Source organism: Alphaproteobacteria bacterium (assembly GCA_033344895.1).
Classification (GTDB): Bacteria; Pseudomonadota; Alphaproteobacteria; order UBA8366; family Aestuariispiraceae; genus Pacificispira.
On the sequence record JAWPMN010000001.1, the window covers coordinates 3,438,403 to 3,457,094 of the forward strand.

Below are 18,692 nucleotides of genomic sequence, written 5' to 3' on the forward strand. Positions count from 1 at the left end.
CCGGAAAGGCTTTCGATGTACGTTCGTCCCTTAAAAAACGTTTCGGGTGTGGGATCAGGCAATGCCAATGTTGGATGAAGAGCTGTTTCAACAGCTCCAGACAGAGTTTCTCGATACAACGGATGACGCGCTGGATCAGCTGGAGGCCGCGGTCGACGGCGCTGTGCGGGGCGGAGGCGACCCCCAGGCCGCGCTTCTGGCCGTGCGGCGTCAGGCCCATTCGATCAAAGGCATGTCGGCGTCATTCGGGTTCAACGTGTGCAGTGCCATCGCACACCGGCTGGAGGATTTCCTGGATGAGGAAACCTCGCTGACGCCCGAGATGGCGCGCAACATTGGAAAATTCACCGATCGCATTCGGGAAATTGCCCGGGCGGGCAGTGAACCGGCGGCGGATGCCGCGGCGGAACTGCTGCGCTCCCTGCCGGCACGGCGTCCGTCGCCTGATATCACGGTCACCGCGGTCGATATCGAGGTTTTGATCGGCGTGCCGTCCAACCTGACGGCCAAGATCGTACGCGATGTCCTGCAGAATTGCGGCTTCCGCGTCATGCGGGCGGCCACGATGATCGATTGTTTCACCCTCGCGGTGCGGGCACGGCCGGATGCAATGCTGTTTGCCATGACGTTGGACGAGTTGTCCGGCGCCGATCTGGCGCGTGCCTTTCATGCCATGCCGGCGACCAATTCCGTCCCGATCGGCGTCCTGACAAGCTTTGCCCTCGACCATGCCGCCTTCCAGGATATGCCTGCAGGGATCTCCATCGTTCGGATCGGCAAGCAGCATTTCGACGGCGACATGGCCGAGTTCCTGGCCCGCATCGAAGTCGGCTGACCGTAAGGCCAGCCTCCCTTCGCGGTTAGGGCACTGCTTCCAGTGTCATATGCGGTCGACCGTCGGACGTCTTCTCGTTCGTCGTGCCGTCTTGGCGAAGATTCAGGGTTATCCGCTTTCGCAGGGCCGAGAAGCTGTCGAATTGAACGACGTCCACCGGTTCGTCCAGATCAAGCGTCACTCTGAACAGATTGAGGGCCGCGCGGGTCTGGACGCTCAGGATCGTTGCTTGAAACGCCTGTCCGAGATACCGGCCGGAAACCCGGCTGCCGATCTGGTATGGGCACGGCGGCAGTGGGGCCGGCTGGTCGGCAATTGCCTGCAGGGTGTTCCAGTCGCGGTACCCGTATTGGGCCGCCAGCAGTTCCAGGGCCACACTGTGAGACACGGGCTGTTGCCGTGCATTCAAGCCGGATCTCAAGCGTTTTGCCTGTTCCTTGAGTTCCGACACATCTGGTATTCGGGATTGGGTATTGGACATTCGTTTGCCTCCGTCAGGACATTCCACGGAAACCGAACGGGGCTCGCATTGCCGTTACGCCGCGGAAATCCGGATCGCGGTCAAACGAATGAAATATGAGGCTTCACCATGGCTTTCGCCTGCGAGCGGCAGGGGCCTCGACCCGGACGTGGTTATCGCGGAAAATCGCTGTGGGTGTCAACCGGCACCTAAAGCTTGCGCAGTTCCATCTTGATCGGGCCCTCCGCGGACCCGTTGATGAACTGATCGACATAGGGATTGCCGCTGTTGTCGATATCTGTGACGGGGCCGTTCCAGATCACTTCGCCCTTGTAGAGCATGGCCATGCGATCGGCGATGCGCCGAGCGCTGGGCATGTCATGGGTGATGGAAATCGCCGTCGCGCCGACCTCCTTCACGCATTTGACGATCAGGTTGTCGATCACATGGCCCATGATCGGGTCCAGACCGGTTGTCGGTTCGTCGAAGAAGATGATGTCCGGGTTGCCGGCGATGGCGCGGGCCAGGCCGACGCGCTTGCGCATGCCGCCGGACAGCTCGGCCGGTGACAGGGCGCCGACATCCGCCCCCAGACCGACCTGCGACAGCTTCTCGATGGCAATTTCCTTCGCTGCCTTGCGCTTCATGCGCTGGCCCTGGATAAGGCCGAAGGCGACGTTCTCCCAGACTGAAAGGCTGTCGAAGAGGGCCGCGTTCTGGAACAGCATGCCGATCTTGGCATTGACCGCCTCGCGCTCCGAACTGGACAGGTTCACCGTCGGCTGACCGTCGATCTCGATCTCGCCTTCATCCGGACTCAACAGGCCCAGAATGCATTTCAGCATGACCGATTTGCCCGTGCCGGATCCGCCGATGATTACCACGGATTCCTGCGGCATGACATCCAGCGAGAAACCCTGAAGAACATGCTTGGCGCCGAAGCGCTTATGCACGTTGGTCAGCCGGATCTTCGGCACTGTGGCGTTGGCATCGGTCATGTCGCGAAGAACATTTCGGTGATCAGGTAGTTGGCGATCAGGATCAGAATCGACGCGCTGACCACGGCATTGGTGGTCGCCGCCCCCACGCCCTGCGCGCCGCCGCGGCTGTGCAAGCCATGATAGCAGCCCATCAGTGCGACCAGAAAACCGAAGACCGCCGCCTTGACCAGCCCGGAAATCACGTCCTGCGCCTGCAGGAAATTCCAGGTGTTGATCAGGTAGGTCTGTTCGTTGAAGCCCAGCTTGTAGACGCTGACCACGAAACCGCCGAAGACGCCCATGATGTCGCCGATCAGGACCAGAAGCGGCAGCATCGTAACCCCGGCCATCAGGCGCGGCGCGATCAGATACTTCATCGGGTTCGTCGACAGGGTTTCCAGCGCATCGACCTGTTCCGTCACGCGCATGGTCCCGAGTTCGGCTGCCATGGCGGCGCCGATCCGGCCGGCGATCATCAGACCGGCCAGAACCGGCGACAGCTCCCGGCAGATCGACAGAACCACGACGGACGGGATCGCGCCTTCCGCGGAAAATCGGGCGAAACCGGTATAGCTCTGCAGCGCGAGCACCATACCGGCAAACAGCGTGGTCAGGCCGACGACAGGCAGCGAATAGTAGCCGATGTCGATCATCTGGCGTGCGATCAGCCGGGGGTAGATCGGCGGCCGGACGCAGTGGCTAACACCGCTGAGCGCAAAGACGGTCAGGCGACCGGTTGCCGAGAGGAAGCGAAGGCAGGCGGCGCCGATGACGCGAAGCGGATTCACGCAGCGCCTCCAATATAGTGCCGGGCGTAACGCGGGCCCAGAGAGGTCAGGATCTCGTATCCGATCGTGCCGGCCTGGTCCGCCACTGCGTCCACATCCTGATGCGGTCCGATCAGGGAGACGCTGTCGCCCGGCCCGATATGGGGCAGGGCAGAGACATCCAACGTGATTAGATCCATGGAAACCCTACCGACCACCGGCACTTCCACCTCTCCCACAAAGGCTTTGGCGGTGTTGCTTAGGGAGCGCAGATATCCGTCGGCGTAGCCAACCGCAAGAGTGGCGATGCGCGTCGGTCCTTCGACCCGATGCGAGGCACCGTATCCGACGCTCTCAGAAGCGTCAATCTGACGGACCTGAAGGATCCGGGAGTCCAAAGATATCACCGGGCGCATGGGGTTTGGACCATCCGTATTGGGTCGCACGCCGTAGAGGCAGACACCGGGCCGGATCCAGTCGAAATGCCAGTCCGGTCCCAGGAACGTGGCGCTGGAGGCCGCCAGCATTGCGCCTTCCGACGGTTTGGGCAGGCGTGCGGCCAGATCGGCGAAACGCAGCTGCTGTTCACGGTTCATGGGGTGAACCGGTGTGTCGGCGCAGGCCATATGGGACATCAGAAAGCGCAGGCCGATCCCGGACAGCCGGTCCGGCTCGGCAATCAAGGTCTCCGCTTCGCGACGGTCCAGACCCGTTCGGCTCATGCCGGTGTCGCAATGCAGTGTGGCCGACAACGGTGTCTCCAGACGTCGGCAATGGTCCCGCCACAAGTCGATCTGTCCCAGATCGTTGAGACTGGGCCACAGATCGTTGTCGCTGTAGACGGCTTCCTGCCCCGGCATCAGACCGTTCATGACGCAGATTCGGGGACGCGGCTTCCGGTCGGCGAAGATGTCAGCCAGTTCCAGGCCCGCATCCAGGTGAGCGACAAAGAATGTATCGCACCCGGCCGCCGCCAGCGTCCGCGCGACCGGCGCCAGGCCCAACCCGTAGCCGTCCGCCTTGACCACCGCAGCCGCCCGTTTGTGCACCGTCCTGTCGCGCAGAATCCGCCAGTTCTCGGCGATGGCGTCGAGATCGACGGTCAACGTCGTCGGACTGTGGGCAAACCCGGTCGATTGCGTCATTCAGGAATCCAAAGTTGGACAAAGGATTGTTCGGCACCGTTCTTGTCGGTTTCGGCGCCGCGGTGCAAGTGTCATTGCACAGGCGGCAGGGATCGGTGCGGTCAGGGTACTCGAACCATCGCGTCCCATCCGGCCATCGCGCAGTCGGCCACGGCGTTCAGGGCAGTGCGGTCCGCGCCGTCGCGGGCCTGGATCGACATGCCGTGCTGAAGGGTCGTCACGAAGAGGGCCAGGGCGCGACAGTCGGCGTTTTCGGGCAGTTCGCCGTCTGCCTTTGCGCGTTCGAAGCGGTTCTGCAGAAGATCGATATTGGCCGTGCGCAACGCTTTCAACTCGTCGCAGATCTCAGGATGGGGGCTTTCGCTCTGCAGGGCGGACAGCACGATCATGCAGCCACGCGGTTCTGCGTGGCAGGTAAAGGCCTCCGCAGTAGCCCGGAGGACGGCGTCTACCGCTTCACGGGCCGTCGGTGCCGTCTCTACGCCGGTCCAGATCCCGGAACCCTCGGTCGTGCTGTAGAGCTGCAATGCCGATCGAAACAATGCCTCCTTGTCGCCGAAAGCCGCGTAGAGGCTGGGCGGAGTCAGGTCCATGGCCTTTGTCAATTCCGCCATGGAGGCCCCCTGGTAGCCACGGGTCCAAAAAACGTCCATCGCCCGGCGAAGCGCCTGATCCTTGTCGAAGCCCCTTGGTCTGCCTCTTCCCGCCATCAGAATCCTTTCTGTAACGATCAATAAATAAATCGATTGACAGTGTGAGGCAAGAGCGGCACGAAATATGTATCGATCATTACAGAAAAGGAGTTGCGATCATGTCGGACCTTATGGACAAGCGGGCGCTGGTCACCGGTGGCGGACGGGGCATCGGCGCAGCCATTGCGCGGAAACTGGCGGCGGACGGGGCGCAGGTGGCCCTGACGTATTCGGCGTCCGCCCAAAAGGCCGATGCTGTCGTACGGTCGATCGTCGAGGCCGGCGGGGTGGCGAGCGCCATCTGGGCGGACAACCGGGACGATGCGTCGGTCACGGCGGCGGTCGAGGAAGCAGCATCGCGGATGGGCGGGTTGGATATCCTGGTCTGCAATGCAGGGGTTTTTGAGGTCGGCCCGCTGCAGGACCTTGGGTTGGACAGCTACGACAGCACGATGACCGTCAATGTGCGGGCGGTCTATGCGGCAATGCTGGCGGCCGATCGGGTCTTGGCAGAGGGCGGGCGCGTCGTCCTCATCGGCAGCAATCTGGCCAAGCATGTCCCTGGCCCGGGTATCGCGCTGTATGCGATGAGCAAATCGGCCCTCATCGGTCTCGCCAAGGGTCTGTCCCGGGACTTCGGTCCGCGCGGGATCACCATAAACGTGGTGCATCCTGGCTCTACCGATACCGACATGAACCCCGCCGACGGCGAGTTTGCGGATATGCAGCGCTCGATCATGTCGATCGGTCGATACAATGAGCCCGCCGAAGTGGCGAGCCTCGTTGCCTGGCTGGCCGGGCCCGATGCGGGAACCGTGACCGGTGCCGAATTCACCATCGACAGTGGCGTCAACGCATGACCGAATATCCGCCTCTGTCCGGTTCAGGGCAGGTTCCGATGGCGGGCAGGCGGGCGGTGGCGGCATTCGCCGCCGCCGCCGGGGCCGTCGTGCTGACGGAATTCATCGCCGTCGGCCTGCTTCCCGCCCTTGCAAGGGATTTTGATATATCCCTGTCGCGCGCGGGCTGGCTGGTTTCGGCCTTCGCCCTTTCCGCGGCACTGCTTGGGCCGGCCCTGACCCTCGGAATGGGCCGTATCAGGCCGCGGACCGGACTGGCCCTAGGGCTTGTGCTTTATGGCGGGGCAGGGGGGATCGCCGCCCTCATTCAGGACTTTCATGTCTTTCTTGCGGTTCGGATCGTGCAGGGGGCTCTCCTCACCTATTTCATCAGCGCGGCAAGCAAGACGGCGATGGACCTGTCGCCGCCGGAGCGCGCCGCACGCGCGGTCGGCCATGTGAATGTCGGGACAATCCTCGGGGCCATGGCCGCAACGCCCCTGGGACTTTGGGGGGCGGACGCCCTCGGCTGGCAGGCCATCTACCTGGCGCTCGGCGGCGCGGCGGTTCTGTCCGCATTCCCGGTACTGGCAACGGTTCCGCGTATCCTGGGACCTGTCAGGGCGGCAATTTCAGGCGAAGTGTCGATCCTTCGAACCGGGCCTGTGCTGGCCCATTTGGCCCTGTCCCTCATGACATTCGCGGCCATGTTTTCGGCCTACAGTTTCATCGCGCCAGTTCTTTCCAAAGGGCTTGGTGCGTCGGCCGGTCCCGTTTCCGTTGTGCTGATCGGTATCGGCGCGGCGGGCCTGATCGGTAACGCCCTCGCGTCGAAGGAGGCGGACCGCGATCCGGACCGGGCGACCCTGGGCACGCTGGCCGTGCTTGCCCTGTCCGGTTCGGCGCTTGTGTTGCTGGGCTGGAACCCGGTCGCGGACTTTCTCATGCTAACGGCTTGGGGCGCAGCACATGCCGCCGCCTTCGTTGCCTGCCAGGTCCGCGTCATGGTTCAGGCACCGCAGGCCGCCGCCTTTGCCGGGTCTTTGAACATTGCCGTCTGCAATGTCGGGATCGGAATAGGGGCCGTCCTTGGCGGCTGGGTACTGGAAGCGGCCGGAACTGCATGGCTGGGCCCAGCCATGGCGGCGGTAGCGCTGCCCGCGATCCTGCTGAACGGATGGCTCATGCGGGCACAAGGGCGCCGGATTGCCGACCGAGCGGGGGCACCCTAGTCTCATTCCCTGGATAGTTTCGGGGGAAAGCACATGTTCCGATCCGCCTGCGCCGGACTGGCGATGCTGACATTGACGGCCATGCCGGCATCGGCCTGCCCCTTGGCGCTGGTGCTGGCGCTCGACGTATCCTCCAGTGTCGATGATCAGGAACACCGACTGCAGTCGGAGGGGTTGGCTCGCGCGCTGACCGACCCGACCGTGATGGAAGCGATCCTGTCACAAGGGGGAATCTGGCTTTCGGCGTTCGAATGGTCCGGTCGCCGCAACCAGCGCATTCTGATTGACTGGACGCATCTGAACTCGCTGCAAGTGATCGGGCAGGCCGCGGCGCGCATTCGTGACGCTCAGCGCAGCACCAATGAATTCCCAACGGCTCTTGGCTATGCGTTGGGGTTTGCCTCGGTCTATCTGAAGAAGTCGCCGCCGGGCTGCATTCGTCGGGTCATCGATGTCGCGGGCGACGGCGTCAACAATGAAGGCTTTGCGCCGTCCAACGCCTACAATGCCTTCGACTTCCGAGGAGTCACCGTCAATGGCCTGGTCATCAAGGGGGCCGACCCGGATCCGGAGGAGTTTTACCGCGAACAGGTGATGTTCGGACCAGGCTCCTTCGTGGAGATCGCCGACGGCTATGGCGATTACGCCGCCGCGATGCGCCGCAAGCTGATCCGAGAAGTGTTGGGCGCCAGCCTGGCCGAGGCACCGCTGGACTGAGTTTCATCAGTCTCAGAAAATGTCATTCGACTGTCATTCGGCGTTTACGGTTTATCAACCGACTCCCGACAAATTCGTAGTGCCAGTTACGAAAAGCCGGAGCGGAATGCATGTCACTTCAGGAAATCGATGCGTCAACATCCTGCATGATGGTAGAGGCCTTCATCGAAACCGCGCAGGAAACGGTGAGCCGCTCCGGGTCCCGGTTGCAGGCCCTGCGCGAAGGCGTGGTGGCCGCCAGCATGGTGCTGAGCGCCTTTACCGGCATGCCGGACGAGGAGGCGCGGGAGGCGGCGCGCGTCTGGGCACAGTCGAATCGGGAACTGGAGTTCTAACGCGCCGGTTCGGCGGATCGGTCGTCAGTAGGCCTCATGCGCCTTGTCCAGATCGTCGAACAGGGTCAGTTCGCCCTGGAAGAACAGTTCGACGATACCGACCGGGCCATGTCGCTGCTTGGCGATGACCAGTTCGGCGATATTGCGCTTTTCCGCCAGCATCTGTTCGTGGCGCAGCCGGCGTTCCTCGAACTTTTCCGGGGCTTCGTTCGGACGCTGCTCCGGATATTCCTTTTCCAGATAGTATTCCGGACGGTAGACGAAGCTGACCACGTCCGCGTCCTGCTCGATCGAGCCTGATTCACGAAGGTCGGCGAGCTGCGGGCGTTTGTCTTCGCGGTTTTCGACCTGACGCGACAACTGGGAGAGGGCGAGGACCGGAACTTCCAGATCCTTGGCCAGGGTTTTCAGGCCACGGGTGATTTCCGAGACCTCCTGCACACGGTTATCCATGCGCTTGTCCGGCGGCCCCTGAAGCAGCTGAAGATAGTCGACGACGACGAGGTGCAAGCCGTGCTGGCGCTTCACCCTCCGCGCCCGTTGGCGCAACCCGGTGATCGACAGGGCCGGCGTATCGTCGATATAGAGCGGAATCCGCCCCAGTTCCTGGCTGGCGACGACCACGCGCTCGAATTCCTCCTGCTGGATATCGCCGCGCCGGATCTTGTCCGAGGGCACGCCGGCGCAGGTGGAGATCAGTCGGCCGGCCAGCTGTTCGGCACTCATTTCCAGCGAGAAGAACAGGACGACGCCGCCTTCCTCGATCTCGCGTCCGTCCTCGGTCACGATCTTCTTGTACGCCGCTGCCGCGTTATAGGCGATGTTGGTTGCCAGCGCCGTCTTGCCCATAGCGGGGCGCCCGGCAAGGATCAGCAGATCCGACTTGTGCAAACCACCGAGACGCTCATCGACGTCGCGCAGGCCGGTCGTGATCCCGACGATATGGCTGTCGCGCTTGAACGCCTGCTCCGCCATTTCCAGCGCACGCTTGGCGGCCACATCCATGCTGGTGACGGACCGATCAACTTCGCCGGTGGAGGCCAGGTCGTAGAGCCGCTGTTCGGCCTTTTCGATCTGCTTGTTGGCGGTGAAGTCGATGTCGTGATTGTCATAGGCATCGTTGACGATATCTTCACCCAGACCGATCAATTCCCGCTTCAGGTGCAGGTCGTGGATGGTGCGCGCATACTCCGCCGCGTTCAGGACGGTGACGACGTTTGTCGCCAATTCGTAGAGATATTCCGTGCCACCTGCCTCTCGCAGGATGTCGTCGCTGTCGGCGATATGGCTCAGCGTCGCCGGACTGGCGACCTGACCCTTGTCGATCAGCTTCTTGATGTGTTCGTAAAGGCGCTGGTGTTCCGGCACATAGAAATGCACGGCGCGCAGGAGATCCGCCGCCGGCTCATAGGCGCGGTTGTTGCGCAGGATTGCACCCAGCAGCGCCTGCTCCACCTCCGCGTTGAAGGGGGGCTGGCGGAAGGCCTTTTGCTGGCCGTCCTGATTGGTGCGGTCGCCATGCAGGGGGCGCACATTGTTTGAGCCGCCGGGGCTCTCAGCAGGATCGATTGTCATTCTCGGACCATACGCCGAGTCGGCCATCTTGGCACGGAGAACGGGTGTGAACCGACCCTGTGAATTAGGTGGATATCGGGGGCAGCCGCCTCCTGTGCGGCCTCCCTCAGGCGGTCAGGGCGGTGAACTCCCGGCGGGTTTCCGCCGCTGCGCTGTCCAGTCGTCGTACCAGATCGGATACCCTGTCCTCGTTGGATTCGAACTCCAGTTCCTTGCAGACCCGGGTCAAGGTCGTGAAGCCCAGATTGGCGCACATGCCTTTTACGGTATGGGCGATCTTGCTGCGCTCCTCCGCAGAATGGGGCGCGCGCAAGGTCTCGATCGATTCATAGACCTGATCGATGGCGCGCAGGCCGAGATCTTCGAGTTTTTCCGCCGGCATGATGCCCTTGAGGGAGCCGATCGTCGCGATATCCAGAACCGGCTCGTCAAGGTCGTTCTGGGGCGATGCCACCGCAGGCGCCGACACGGTAATGCCGGAGGAGGGGGCGGAAAGGCTATCGGCAAGTGGTGAGGCGCTGTCGTGGAAGGGGGGCGACGGCGGAACGTGTTCCGGCGCGACCTGCCGCGGATCCGTGTCTTTCCCGGGCATTTTGGGGTTCGGCCTTTCGGGACAGAGTTGCAACAGACGGGTTTTCAGTTTCGCCCAGTCGACTGGTTTCGACACGACCTCATTCATGCCGCCCGCCAGGTATTCGTCACGCTGTTCCTTGAACGCGTTGGCGGTCATGCCGATGATCGGCAGTTCGTGCCCGAATTCGCGCGCTTTCCTGGTTGCCGTCAGGCCATCCATTTCCGGCATCTGAACGTCCATCAGGACGACGTCGAACGTGTATCGTTCCAGGGCCTCGAGGGCCTTGCGGCCGTCATAGGCTTCGCTGACCAGACACCCCCATTTGCTCAACATGTCGGACGCGATCACCCGGTTGATCTCGACATCGTCGACGACCAGGACCTGGAGGCCGTTCAGGGAAGCACTGTCCAGGTCCGTTCCGGACATGACATGGGCCATCGAAAGCACATCCTCGACCTTCGCCTTGCGAAGAGGCAGCGTCAGCCGAAAGGTGGACCCGACGCCGGGTTGGCTGGTTACAGTCAGATTGCCACCCATGGCCTGTGCCAGTTTCGCGCTGATCGAGAGGCCGAGACCGGAGCCGCCGAAACGGCGCGACGTCGATCCGTCCGCCTGCGCAAAGGGCTCGAAGATCGCCTTCACCTTGTCCTCCGGAATCCCAATTCCGGTATCGGACACTTCAATGATCAGGTTCTTTGTGGCGCCGAGGCGCGCCTTGTCCAGGCAGGCCTGGACCCGAACCGATCCACTGTCGGTGAACTTCAGGGCATTGCCGATCAGGTTGTTCAGTATCTGCCGAATGCGTTCCGGATCGCCATGCAGGGCCAAGTCGTCCTCCAGATCGATCGTGACGCTGTATTCCAGATTCTTCTGCTCCGCGAGCATTGAGTACATCGATGCGAAGTCGCTCAGGACCTGGGTCGGCAGGAACGCGATATCCTCCAGTTGAATGCCGCCGCTTTCGATCCGGGAGAAGTCGAGAACATCGTTGATGACGGCCAGCAGGGCATCGCCGGAAGATTGGGCCATCCTCGCGTAGCGGGCCTGGTCCGGTGTCAGGTCCGACTGCGCCAGGAACGAGAGGCTTCCCAGAAGTCCGTTCAGCGGTGTGCGCAGTTCATGACTGGTGGTCGCGATGAAGGAGGTCTTGGCGCGGCTGAGATCCTCCGCCGCCTGACGGGACCTGGCCTCGCGTTCGAAAGCCCGCGTCAGGATTTTGCGAGCATCTTCCATCCGGCGCAGCATGTCACCGATTTCATCGCTTCGATCCGTCTCGATCGGGTCCGAATGGCCGGGTTTGAGCTTTTCCACGGCCCCGCCGATTTCGTCGACGGCAACCAGAACGGTGCGTCGCAGGATGACTGCGGAAACGATGACGATTACGGCCACGAAGAAGATGCTGACCGCAACGATTAGGCCGGTGGTCTCGATGAGAGCGGAGCGCCGGTCGCCCAGTTCCGACTGCAGTCGTTCGATCTGTGTGAACAGCGCATTGCGGTTCGAACTCAGTCGACCGACCAGCGCCTTCTTGGCAGCCGGGCTAAGGCTCGTCTGAGTGTCATTCAGGCGCTGGACAGCCCGGTCAATTGCGCTTAGCCGGCCCCGGATCTCGTTCTGGAACCCTTCACTGATGTCCAACTGCATGAACAACTGGTCCAACCGATCGTCCAACCGGTCCAGCAGCCTGTTCCATTGTTTCGCGGTTCGCTGATTCGGGCTTTGCAGAATTTCGGACGCAAGCTCGTCCACGTAGCGAAGGTCGGAAAGGGTCTCATTCACGCCGCGGAGACGCTCGTCATAATCGCTCTGCCTCAGAAGCGCGAAGGCATTCACGGTGACAAGGACGGCAATCGCGGCCATTGCTAGCCAACCCAGCCAAACCGCCCTTGTCCGAAGCTTCATCGTGACAGATCCTTTCCCCGGCGGATCAGTAGACCACCCGAACCGCCTGCGGTGCCACACTATGGAGCGGGTCGGGCCTTAGGAAGTCCAGAACGTTCGGGGCCGGCCCTTCCGACAGATCGTTCTCGATCCGCCATGCCATTTCCGCCTCTATTGCACTGATTAGGTCCTGCGGGATGACGAGTGCAAGTGAGTGCTGCGGCCAGATGTCTTCCAAAGATCCGGCATCCATTGCCAGACGCTCCGCAAGTGCCTGCTTTGCTTCGTCCGGGTTCTCCCGTGCGAAGTTTTCGGCCTTGTGGAGTCCTTCCAGAAAGCCGGTCAGGGTCTCGGCCGTTTCCTCCGACAACGCGCATTTGCCGTGGAGTGTGAAGTAGTAATACTGGTCCGCCTGATCCGGGTAGTCGGTGGCGATTTCACCAAGAGCCTTCCGGATATTGGTCACATGAGGCTCCCAGGTCATGGCGGCATCCACCTTGCCGTCGGAAATCAATTCCACGATTTCCTGCGGTCGGGCGCTAACCAGGGTTACGCTGTCTATATCGACATCCGACAGGATCAGATACTGGGACAGGAAGAACTGACCGATCCCGTTCGGCGTCACGGCGATGCTGGCGCCGCGCAGGTCCGACGGGGCCGGCCCGATCTTGTCGCTGCGCGAGATGAGGCGCGTCGTGCGGGATGCTGAAATCGTTCCGTAAAGGCAGAGGTCCCGGTCGGTCAGGATCTTGCTGGCAAAGGCGAATTCGGAACTGGTGCCGAAGGTCAGGCTGCCATCGGCAACCCGATTGGCCGCTACCACGCCGGACCCCACTTCTTCCAGTTCGATGTTCAGGCCGTCCAGATATCCCTTGGCATCCGCGAGCCAGACCAACATGCCCGTTTTCGAGGTTCCGATGCGTACGGGCTCTGCCGCGCCGGCAGCGCCCGTCAGGGCCGCAAGGCCAAGGATCGCGGCGGCAGAAAGGGTCTTCAGCGCCAAGGCGATGATGCGCATGACAACCATGGGTAAAACCTCCCGACTTTTAGGGTCGCCCGATACACGCAAACCCTAGCCGCCAATGATTAACAACCGATAAATCGAATCCGGTTCGAATTTTTTGCAATTATCCCTTGTTTTGCATCCGTTTGACGAATTGAATCGACGAACCGTAAATGGCTCGTGCAAGTCGTAGCCGGATCAGGGCATGCGAGATGGAGTGATCAATGACCGGGGTGCGGGCATCCAAGCATGATTAGTGGCGATAGCATGACGGCCGTGGTTGTCGAGGATAACGACGAGAGTTTCGAGGTCTTGCGCTCCATCCTCGAAAGCCTGGGGTATACCGTACGACGTGCCCCGCATGAGGGGCCGCAGTTTCACGCCGAGGCGCGGGAAATTGCCAAGGCGGATCTGATTGTCCTGGATATCATTCTCAGCGAATCGATCGACGGGTTCGAGGTCGTACGGTCCCTGGTCGCCAATGAATTCAAGGGGGCCCTGATCGTCGCGTCCGCCAATGCCCCGAACTATATCGAATCGCTGGTTCAGGTCGCGGCAGGGAACGGCATTCGGGTCATTACCGGTCTGCAAAAACCCTATCGGCGGAATACCATCGCCAAGGTGCTTGCGCAGGATTGAGGGGCTGGAAACGACGGACCGGCCCACCGTCTGGAATGAACCGGTCCTGCGCATTAGCGCTGCCGTAACGGATCGGATCAGATCTCGCGGAACTGACGTTTAAGATCATAGTCTTCCGAGGTCACCGTGCGTTCGAGGTCCGCCGCGCGCCGTTCCAGATCTCTGAACTTCTTGCGCAACGCCTCGAATTTCAGGCTTTCCGGAAGCCCCTCGTCTTCTCGCGGACGGGGATCGGACGTTTGAGGTTGCGGCTCCTGGACTGGACTCGCGTTGGCCGCGGGCACGTCTTCCTTGCGCTTCAGCAACAGAAATCCGAGGCCGTACAGGGCAATGGCAGCCGGCGGGTTCATGAATAGGAAGATCACGGCGGCAACGCGCACGGTGATGGGCCGCAGTCCGAAAGTATGGGCCAGGCCGGCGCAGACACCTGCGATCTTTCCATATTCGGGGTCCCGGTGAAGGGCCTGCAGTTTGTCGTGCAGTTTCCGGCCGAAGCCGCCGCGCGATCCGCGCGACTGCGCGGTTCCGTCAGTGTGTGGGCGGGATTTCCGATGGGGGCAGGTCATGTTTCTATCTCGTCTCGTCGCGGTCAGTTCGGATCGGTTCAACTCAACTCTTTACTGCGGGGCCCGGCGCCGTGTGCGGTCTGCGCCGGGGCGGTCGGCGTCATCGACGACATGTTCCAGCGTATCCAGTCGCTCCTCCAAACGGGACGCCAGTCGCCACAGGGCCTGGAAATCCTCCTCCGACGCGACATGGCGCCGTTTCTGTTCCCGCCACTTGGTGATGTAGTGGAATATCAGCCACATGGGCAGCACCACGCCGATCAGCAAGACGGTCGGTACGAAGAAGACAATCCAGATATCCATGGCGAAAGGCCGAGCCCTGTCGAAGTGTGGTGAGCATCTGACGCTCTGTGTCGCGATTATGCCAAACCGGCCCGCAGTTTGAAGGACGGCTTATCCCTTTTTCTTCATATTGGCCTTCATCGCTTCGAGTTCACCCTCGATTTCCTGTTCCGCCTCCAGATCGGCGAAGGCGCTGTTCAGATCTTCGCGCCGGCCCAGATCGAATCCTTCCGCCTCGCCCTCGATGTCGTCGATACGCCGTTCCAGGCTTTCATAGCGGGCAAGGGCGTCGTCGACGCGGCCGTCGTAAAGGGTACGGCGCATCTGGACGCGGTTACGGGCTGACGTGTGACGGATCTCGATCGACTTGCGTCGCGCCTTTGCCTCGTCGAGTTTTGCCTGCAGCCGTGCAAGGTCGTCGTCGTATTTCTCCAGACTTTCCTCGACGGATTTCAACTCGCGCTTCAACTGCTCGACATGATCCCCCAGTCGCTTTTTCGCCAGTAGGGCGGCTTTGGCCAGGTCTTCGCGGTCCCGGCTGAGGGCATATTCGGCCTTCTTGCCCCAGTCCTCCATGTCGCCTTCAGCCTCGTCCAGCCGTCGGACAATGGTCTTCTTGTCGGCAATCATGCGCACCGCGCTGGAGCGGACCTCGACCAGTGTGTCTTCCATCTCCTGGATCATCAGCCGCGCCATTTTCTCTGGGTCCTCGGCCCGATCCAGCAGCGTGTTGATGTTGGCATTCAGGATGTCGGTCATTCGGGAAAAGATACCCATCGGGGCAAACTCCTTCGCTGTCTCAAAACCCCGCCGGCCAGGCCGTCGGGCACTGCTCCGGTAATGGCAAGCGGCATGCCAGAATGAAAAACCCGTAAAAACAACAGGTTAAGAATGTTTGATGCAATTACTGTATCCATAATATATATGTATGAATGACATATATGATGAAATAGATCATGGAAAACGCAGATACCATCATTGGTGCCGACCCGGCCTTCGTCGCAGCATTGGATCATGTTTCGGAACTGGCCAAGCTGAACCGTCCCGTTCTGGTCATGGGAGAGCGCGGTTCCGGCAAGGAACTGATCGCAGCGCGCCTGCATTACCTGTCGCGCCGTTGGGACGGTCCCTATATCCGTGCCAACTGCGCTGCGTTCACGGAGAATCTTCTCGAGAGCGAACTGTTCGGTCACGAAGCGGGCGCATTCACCGGCGCGCAGAGAATGCGGGCCGGCCTGTTGGAACGCGCGGATGGCGGATCCTTGTTGCTGGACGAAATCGGCCTGGCGGGTCCGGCGGTTCAGGAAAAGCTGCTGCGCGCGGTCGAATACGGTGAGTTTGAGCGGCTGGGCGGTACCAGAACGCTGTCGACTGACATCCGGTTCATCGGCGCCACCAACGAGGACTTGCGAGACGCGGTCGAGAAGGGCGCCTTCCGCGCGGATTTGCTGGACCGCCTGTCGTTCGATGTGGTCGCGGTACCGCCGCTGCGTCGGCGACCGCTGGATATTCCGATACTGGCCGAGTATTTCGCGCGCGGCATGGCTCGGGATCTGGGGTGGCACTCCTTCCCCGGCTTCACCAGGGCGGCGGAGAAGGCCATGGAGACCTATGACTGGCCCGGCAATGTTCGCGAGATGCGCAACGTGGTGGAGCGCTCTGTCTTTCGGCACGGCGACCCCGAAACCGCGATCGATCGCATAGTCATCGATGTCTTTCCGTCAGATGGGGAGGGCAAACCCGCGGAGTGCGTACCGGAAGCCCGGGGATTTGACCAAACCGTCGGTGAGGTGGAGCGCAGGCTGATACGGGATGCCCTCACCGCGGAATCCGGTAACCAGGCGGCGGCGGCCCGTCGCCTCGATATGGATTATCTTCGGTTTCGCCGGATGGCGAAGAAACACGGTGTCATCGGCTAGCCGGATCCAACGACTCCAGGCCCTTCCGCATCAGCGCATTCAGCATTTCGCGTTCATCGGGGCTGAATGAGGCCACCAACCGTGCCTGTGTGGCCGCGTGGTCTTCCAGGGCGACATCGATCGTGGACCTGCCTTGCTCTGTCAGCGCGATAACGGCACCGCGCCCGTCCTGTGGATTGCGTCGGCGCTCCACCAGGCCCGCCTTGATGAGTTGATCGATACGATTGGTCATGGTTCCGCTGGTGACCATGGTCGCCTCGATCAGCTCTCCGGGGGAGAGGGCGTAGGGCGGCCCGGACCGTCTCAGGGTCGCCAGGACGTCGAATCCCGCTCCGTTCAGCCCGTGTGCCGCAAAGGTCTGGGCCATTTCCTGCCCCAGAAACTGTGCATAGCGCCGGATGCGCCCGATCAGTGCCATGGGGGCCGTATCCATGTGCGGTTTCTCGCGCCGCCACTGTTCCCGAATGCCGTCGATCTTATCCATGACATCAGTGTCCACGAAAATACCTTGACGTCAAGATAAATGATGTTATCTCGACGTCAAGATAGTTGGCTTGAGGGCTGATTGAACGACTGCATGATTGGAAAGACAGATGAAGATTGTTGTCCTGGGGGCAAATGGTGAGGTCGGAAGCCGGATTGTCGGGGAGGCCCTGGCACGCGGTCATGAGGTGACGGCGGCAGTACGAAGTCCGGACCGGGCACAAGCCGTAGCGCCTGAAGCGCATGTGGTCGGCGTGAACGCGGAGGACGCGGAGGCTGTCGCGGAAGCGATCACAGGGCACGACCTCGTAGTAACCGCCCTGAGGCCGGCAGAAGGCCGGGAGGAGGATCTGATCGTCCTGACACGGTCAGTGCTGGACGCGGCGAATTCAGTTTCTCTCCCCACCATTGTCGTTGGCGGCGCCGCGCGTCTGAGCTTGCCGGAGGACCCGGCAAACACGGTCCTGACTGCGCCGGGGTTCCTGCCGTCGGAGGTTCGGCCCATCGCAATTGCCTGCCAGCACCAGTTTGAACTGGTCACGGCCCGAACGACAGGCGCATGGTCCTATATCAGCCCGCCGGCGATGCTGTCGCCGGGCCGTCGCACCGGCCGATACCGAACCGGAACCGATACACTGATCGTCGATGAAGAGGGGCAATCGGCAATCTCCATGGAGGATTTTGCCGTCGCCATTCTGGATGAAGCGGAATCGCCGAAACACCAGCGGGCAGCCTTCACCGTCGGGTACTGACCCGGAGGTGGCAGACAAGGAATTGGTGGCAAAAGAAAAGGCGCGGGGAAGGTTCCCCGCGCCTGATCTCTTGGACTTGCCGGCTGGCGAAGATCAGTCGTCAGACTTTTCTTCGCTGCCTTCGTCTTCCAGAACATCGGCAGCATCGTCGAGAATCTTCTCGGCGGTCTGATCGTCGACCAGTTCGGCCGCCGCCGCGGCGACTTCCGCCGCCTGGCGTTCGGCTTCCTCAGCCATGTCCTGTGCCGCACGCTCGGCTTCGGTCACGACGACGGCTTCACCGCGGGCGTGGCGTTCGGCCTGGGCCTCCGCTTCTTCCAGCGACTGAGCGACGTTGACGTGAACCGTGACGATCACTTCCGGGTGCAACTGAATACGGAAGTCGAAGATTCCGATCGTCTTGACCGGACGCTCCATCATCACCTGACCGCGGCCGATCTTGATGCCTTCGGCCGAAACGGCGTCGGAGATGTCGCGGGCGTTCACCGAACCATAGAGCTGACCCGTGTCGGACGCGGCACGGATCAGGACGACCGTCAGGCCTTCCAGGTCCTTGGCGACGCGTTCGGCTTCGGACTTGCGCTCCAGGTTGCGGGCTTCGAGTTCCGCGCGCTGCGCTTCGAACCGGCGACGGTTGGCCTCGGTGGCACGGACCGCCTTGTTCTGCGGCAGCAGGTAGTTACGGGCATAGCCCGGCTTGACGGCGACTTCGTCGCCCATCTGGCCCAGCTTTTCCACCCGTTCGAGAAGGATGATCTGCATGATTTAGCCCTCCCTTAGCGGATCACGTAGGGGATGAGGCCCAGGAAACGGGCGCGCTTGATGGCACGGGCCAGGGCACGCTGTTTCTTGGCGCTCACGGCGGTGATGCGCGACGGGACGATCTTGCCGCGCTCGGAAACGAAGCGCTGCAGGGTTTTGACGTCCTTGTAGTCGATCTCGGGCGCATTCGGGCCGGAGAACGGGCAAGTTTTCTTGCGGCGGAAGAAAGGCCGCCGAGCGGGTCGCATAGCCAT

General features: G+C 61.8%; 22 protein-coding genes. 8 read left to right on the forward strand and 14 right to left on the reverse strand.

Annotated features, from left to right (window positions below):
* The first annotated feature begins 67 nt into the window (after nucleotides 1-67).
* The gene (locus tag R8L07_16530) at nucleotides 68-835 is read left to right on the forward strand and encodes an Hpt domain-containing protein (GenBank protein MDW3207147.1); all 768 of its coding nucleotides are present in this window, start codon (nucleotides 68-70) and stop codon (nucleotides 833-835) included.
* Nucleotides 836-860: 25 nt separating this feature from the next.
* Here the strand turns inward: R8L07_16530 and R8L07_16535 are convergent, their stop codons facing one another.
* From R8L07_16535 to R8L07_16555, 5 genes are all read right to left on the reverse strand, one after another.
* Nucleotides 861-1,316 (reverse strand): glyoxalase superfamily protein, encoded by a 456-nt coding sequence (locus R8L07_16535; GenBank protein ID MDW3207148.1) that lies wholly within the window; start codon nucleotides 1,314-1,316, stop codon nucleotides 861-863.
* A 188-nt stretch (nucleotides 1,317-1,504) separates the two neighbouring features.
* Nucleotides 1,505-2,293: an ATP-binding cassette domain-containing protein gene (locus tag R8L07_16540; GenBank protein ID MDW3207149.1), complete on the reverse strand. Its 789-nt coding sequence runs from the start codon at nucleotides 2,291-2,293 to the stop codon at nucleotides 1,505-1,507.
* Nucleotides 2,290-3,063, reverse strand: coding sequence for an ABC transporter permease (locus R8L07_16545; GenBank protein MDW3207150.1), 774 nt, complete (start codon nucleotides 3,061-3,063; stop codon nucleotides 2,290-2,292). Before R8L07_16545 ends, R8L07_16540 begins: the two co-directional genes overlap by 4 nt.
* Complete coding sequence (gene alr / locus R8L07_16550) at nucleotides 3,060-4,187, reverse strand: alanine racemase (GenBank protein ID MDW3207151.1); 1,128 nt, start codon at nucleotides 4,185-4,187, stop codon at nucleotides 3,060-3,062. Before alr ends, R8L07_16545 begins: the two co-directional genes overlap by 4 nt.
* A gap of 101 nt (nucleotides 4,188-4,288) precedes the next feature.
* Nucleotides 4,289-4,897: a TetR/AcrR family transcriptional regulator gene (locus R8L07_16555; protein ID MDW3207152.1), complete on the reverse strand. Its 609-nt coding sequence runs from the start codon at nucleotides 4,895-4,897 to the stop codon at nucleotides 4,289-4,291.
* A 101-nt stretch (nucleotides 4,898-4,998) separates the two neighbouring features.
* On the opposite strand from R8L07_16555, the gene R8L07_16560 reads away from it, so the two are divergent.
* From R8L07_16560 to R8L07_16575, 4 genes are all read left to right on the forward strand, one after another.
* Complete coding sequence (locus R8L07_16560; protein ID MDW3207153.1) at nucleotides 4,999-5,739, forward strand: SDR family oxidoreductase; 741 nt, start codon at nucleotides 4,999-5,001, stop codon at nucleotides 5,737-5,739.
* Nucleotides 5,736-6,950 carry an MFS transporter gene (locus R8L07_16565; protein MDW3207154.1) on the forward strand — a complete coding sequence of 405 codons (1,215 nt, stop codon included), beginning with the start codon at nucleotides 5,736-5,738 and terminating at the stop codon, nucleotides 6,948-6,950. Before R8L07_16560 ends, R8L07_16565 begins: the two co-directional genes overlap by 4 nt.
* A 33-nt stretch (nucleotides 6,951-6,983) precedes the next feature.
* Nucleotides 6,984-7,667, forward strand: coding sequence for a DUF1194 domain-containing protein (locus R8L07_16570; protein MDW3207155.1), 684 nt, complete (start codon nucleotides 6,984-6,986; stop codon nucleotides 7,665-7,667).
* A 110-nt stretch (nucleotides 7,668-7,777) separates the two neighbouring features.
* A complete protein-coding gene (locus tag R8L07_16575) occupies nucleotides 7,778-8,002 on the forward strand; it encodes a hypothetical protein (GenBank protein MDW3207156.1) in 225 nt (74 codons plus the stop codon).
* A 24-nt stretch (nucleotides 8,003-8,026) separates the two neighbouring features.
* Here the strand turns inward: R8L07_16575 and R8L07_16580 are convergent, their stop codons facing one another.
* The 3 genes from R8L07_16580 to R8L07_16590 form a co-directional block, all read right to left on the reverse strand.
* Entirely contained in the window at nucleotides 8,027-9,577 is a 1,551-nt protein-coding gene (locus tag R8L07_16580) for a replicative DNA helicase (GenBank protein ID MDW3207157.1), read from the reverse strand.
* 106 nt (nucleotides 9,578-9,683) lie between these two features.
* Nucleotides 9,684-12,011 carry an ATP-binding protein gene (locus tag R8L07_16585; protein MDW3207158.1) on the reverse strand — a complete coding sequence of 776 codons (2,328 nt, stop codon included), beginning with the start codon at nucleotides 12,009-12,011 and terminating at the stop codon, nucleotides 9,684-9,686.
* A 67-nt stretch (nucleotides 12,012-12,078) separates the two neighbouring features.
* Nucleotides 12,079-13,059, reverse strand: a complete 981-nt coding sequence (locus R8L07_16590) for an ABC transporter substrate-binding protein (GenBank protein ID MDW3207159.1) — start codon at nucleotides 13,057-13,059, stop codon at nucleotides 12,079-12,081.
* 225 nt (nucleotides 13,060-13,284) lie between these two features.
* On the opposite strand from R8L07_16590, the gene R8L07_16595 reads away from it, so the two are divergent.
* The gene (locus R8L07_16595) at nucleotides 13,285-13,674 is read left to right on the forward strand and encodes a response regulator (protein ID MDW3207160.1); all 390 of its coding nucleotides are present in this window, start codon (nucleotides 13,285-13,287) and stop codon (nucleotides 13,672-13,674) included.
* 77 nt (nucleotides 13,675-13,751) lie between these two features.
* Here R8L07_16595 and R8L07_16600 read toward each other — a convergent pair whose 3' ends face one another.
* The 3 genes from R8L07_16600 to pspA form a co-directional block, all read right to left on the reverse strand.
* A complete protein-coding gene (locus R8L07_16600; GenBank protein MDW3207161.1) occupies nucleotides 13,752-14,240 on the reverse strand; it encodes a PspC domain-containing protein in 489 nt (162 codons plus the stop codon).
* A gap of 51 nt (nucleotides 14,241-14,291) precedes the next feature.
* Nucleotides 14,292-14,543 carry an envelope stress response membrane protein PspB gene (gene pspB / locus R8L07_16605; protein ID MDW3207162.1) on the reverse strand — a complete coding sequence of 84 codons (252 nt, stop codon included), beginning with the start codon at nucleotides 14,541-14,543 and terminating at the stop codon, nucleotides 14,292-14,294.
* Nucleotides 14,544-14,633: 90 nt separating this feature from the next.
* A complete protein-coding gene (gene pspA / locus R8L07_16610; GenBank protein ID MDW3207163.1) occupies nucleotides 14,634-15,299 on the reverse strand; it encodes a phage shock protein PspA in 666 nt (221 codons plus the stop codon).
* Nucleotides 15,300-15,478: 179 nt separating this feature from the next.
* On the opposite strand from pspA, the gene R8L07_16615 reads away from it, so the two are divergent.
* Nucleotides 15,479-16,441: a sigma 54-interacting transcriptional regulator gene (locus R8L07_16615; GenBank protein MDW3207164.1), complete on the forward strand. Its 963-nt coding sequence runs from the start codon at nucleotides 15,479-15,481 to the stop codon at nucleotides 16,439-16,441.
* On the opposite strand, the gene R8L07_16620 is transcribed toward R8L07_16615, so the two are convergent.
* The gene (locus tag R8L07_16620) at nucleotides 16,431-16,940 is read right to left on the reverse strand and encodes a MarR family transcriptional regulator (GenBank protein MDW3207165.1); all 510 of its coding nucleotides are present in this window, start codon (nucleotides 16,938-16,940) and stop codon (nucleotides 16,431-16,433) included. The genes R8L07_16615 and R8L07_16620 overlap by 11 nt on opposite strands.
* 94 nt (nucleotides 16,941-17,034) lie before the next feature.
* On the opposite strand from R8L07_16620, the gene R8L07_16625 reads away from it, so the two are divergent.
* Nucleotides 17,035-17,676: an NAD(P)H-binding protein gene (locus R8L07_16625; protein MDW3207166.1), complete on the forward strand. Its 642-nt coding sequence runs from the start codon at nucleotides 17,035-17,037 to the stop codon at nucleotides 17,674-17,676.
* A 93-nt stretch (nucleotides 17,677-17,769) separates the two neighbouring features.
* On the opposite strand, the gene rplI is transcribed toward R8L07_16625, so the two are convergent.
* Both rplI and rpsR read right to left on the reverse strand, forming a co-directional pair.
* Nucleotides 17,770-18,438: a 50S ribosomal protein L9 gene (rplI, locus tag R8L07_16630; GenBank protein ID MDW3207167.1), complete on the reverse strand. Its 669-nt coding sequence runs from the start codon at nucleotides 18,436-18,438 to the stop codon at nucleotides 17,770-17,772.
* A 14-nt stretch (nucleotides 18,439-18,452) separates the two neighbouring features.
* Nucleotides 18,453-18,692, reverse strand: a complete 240-nt coding sequence (gene rpsR, locus R8L07_16635; protein MDW3207168.1) for a 30S ribosomal protein S18 — start codon at nucleotides 18,690-18,692, stop codon at nucleotides 18,453-18,455.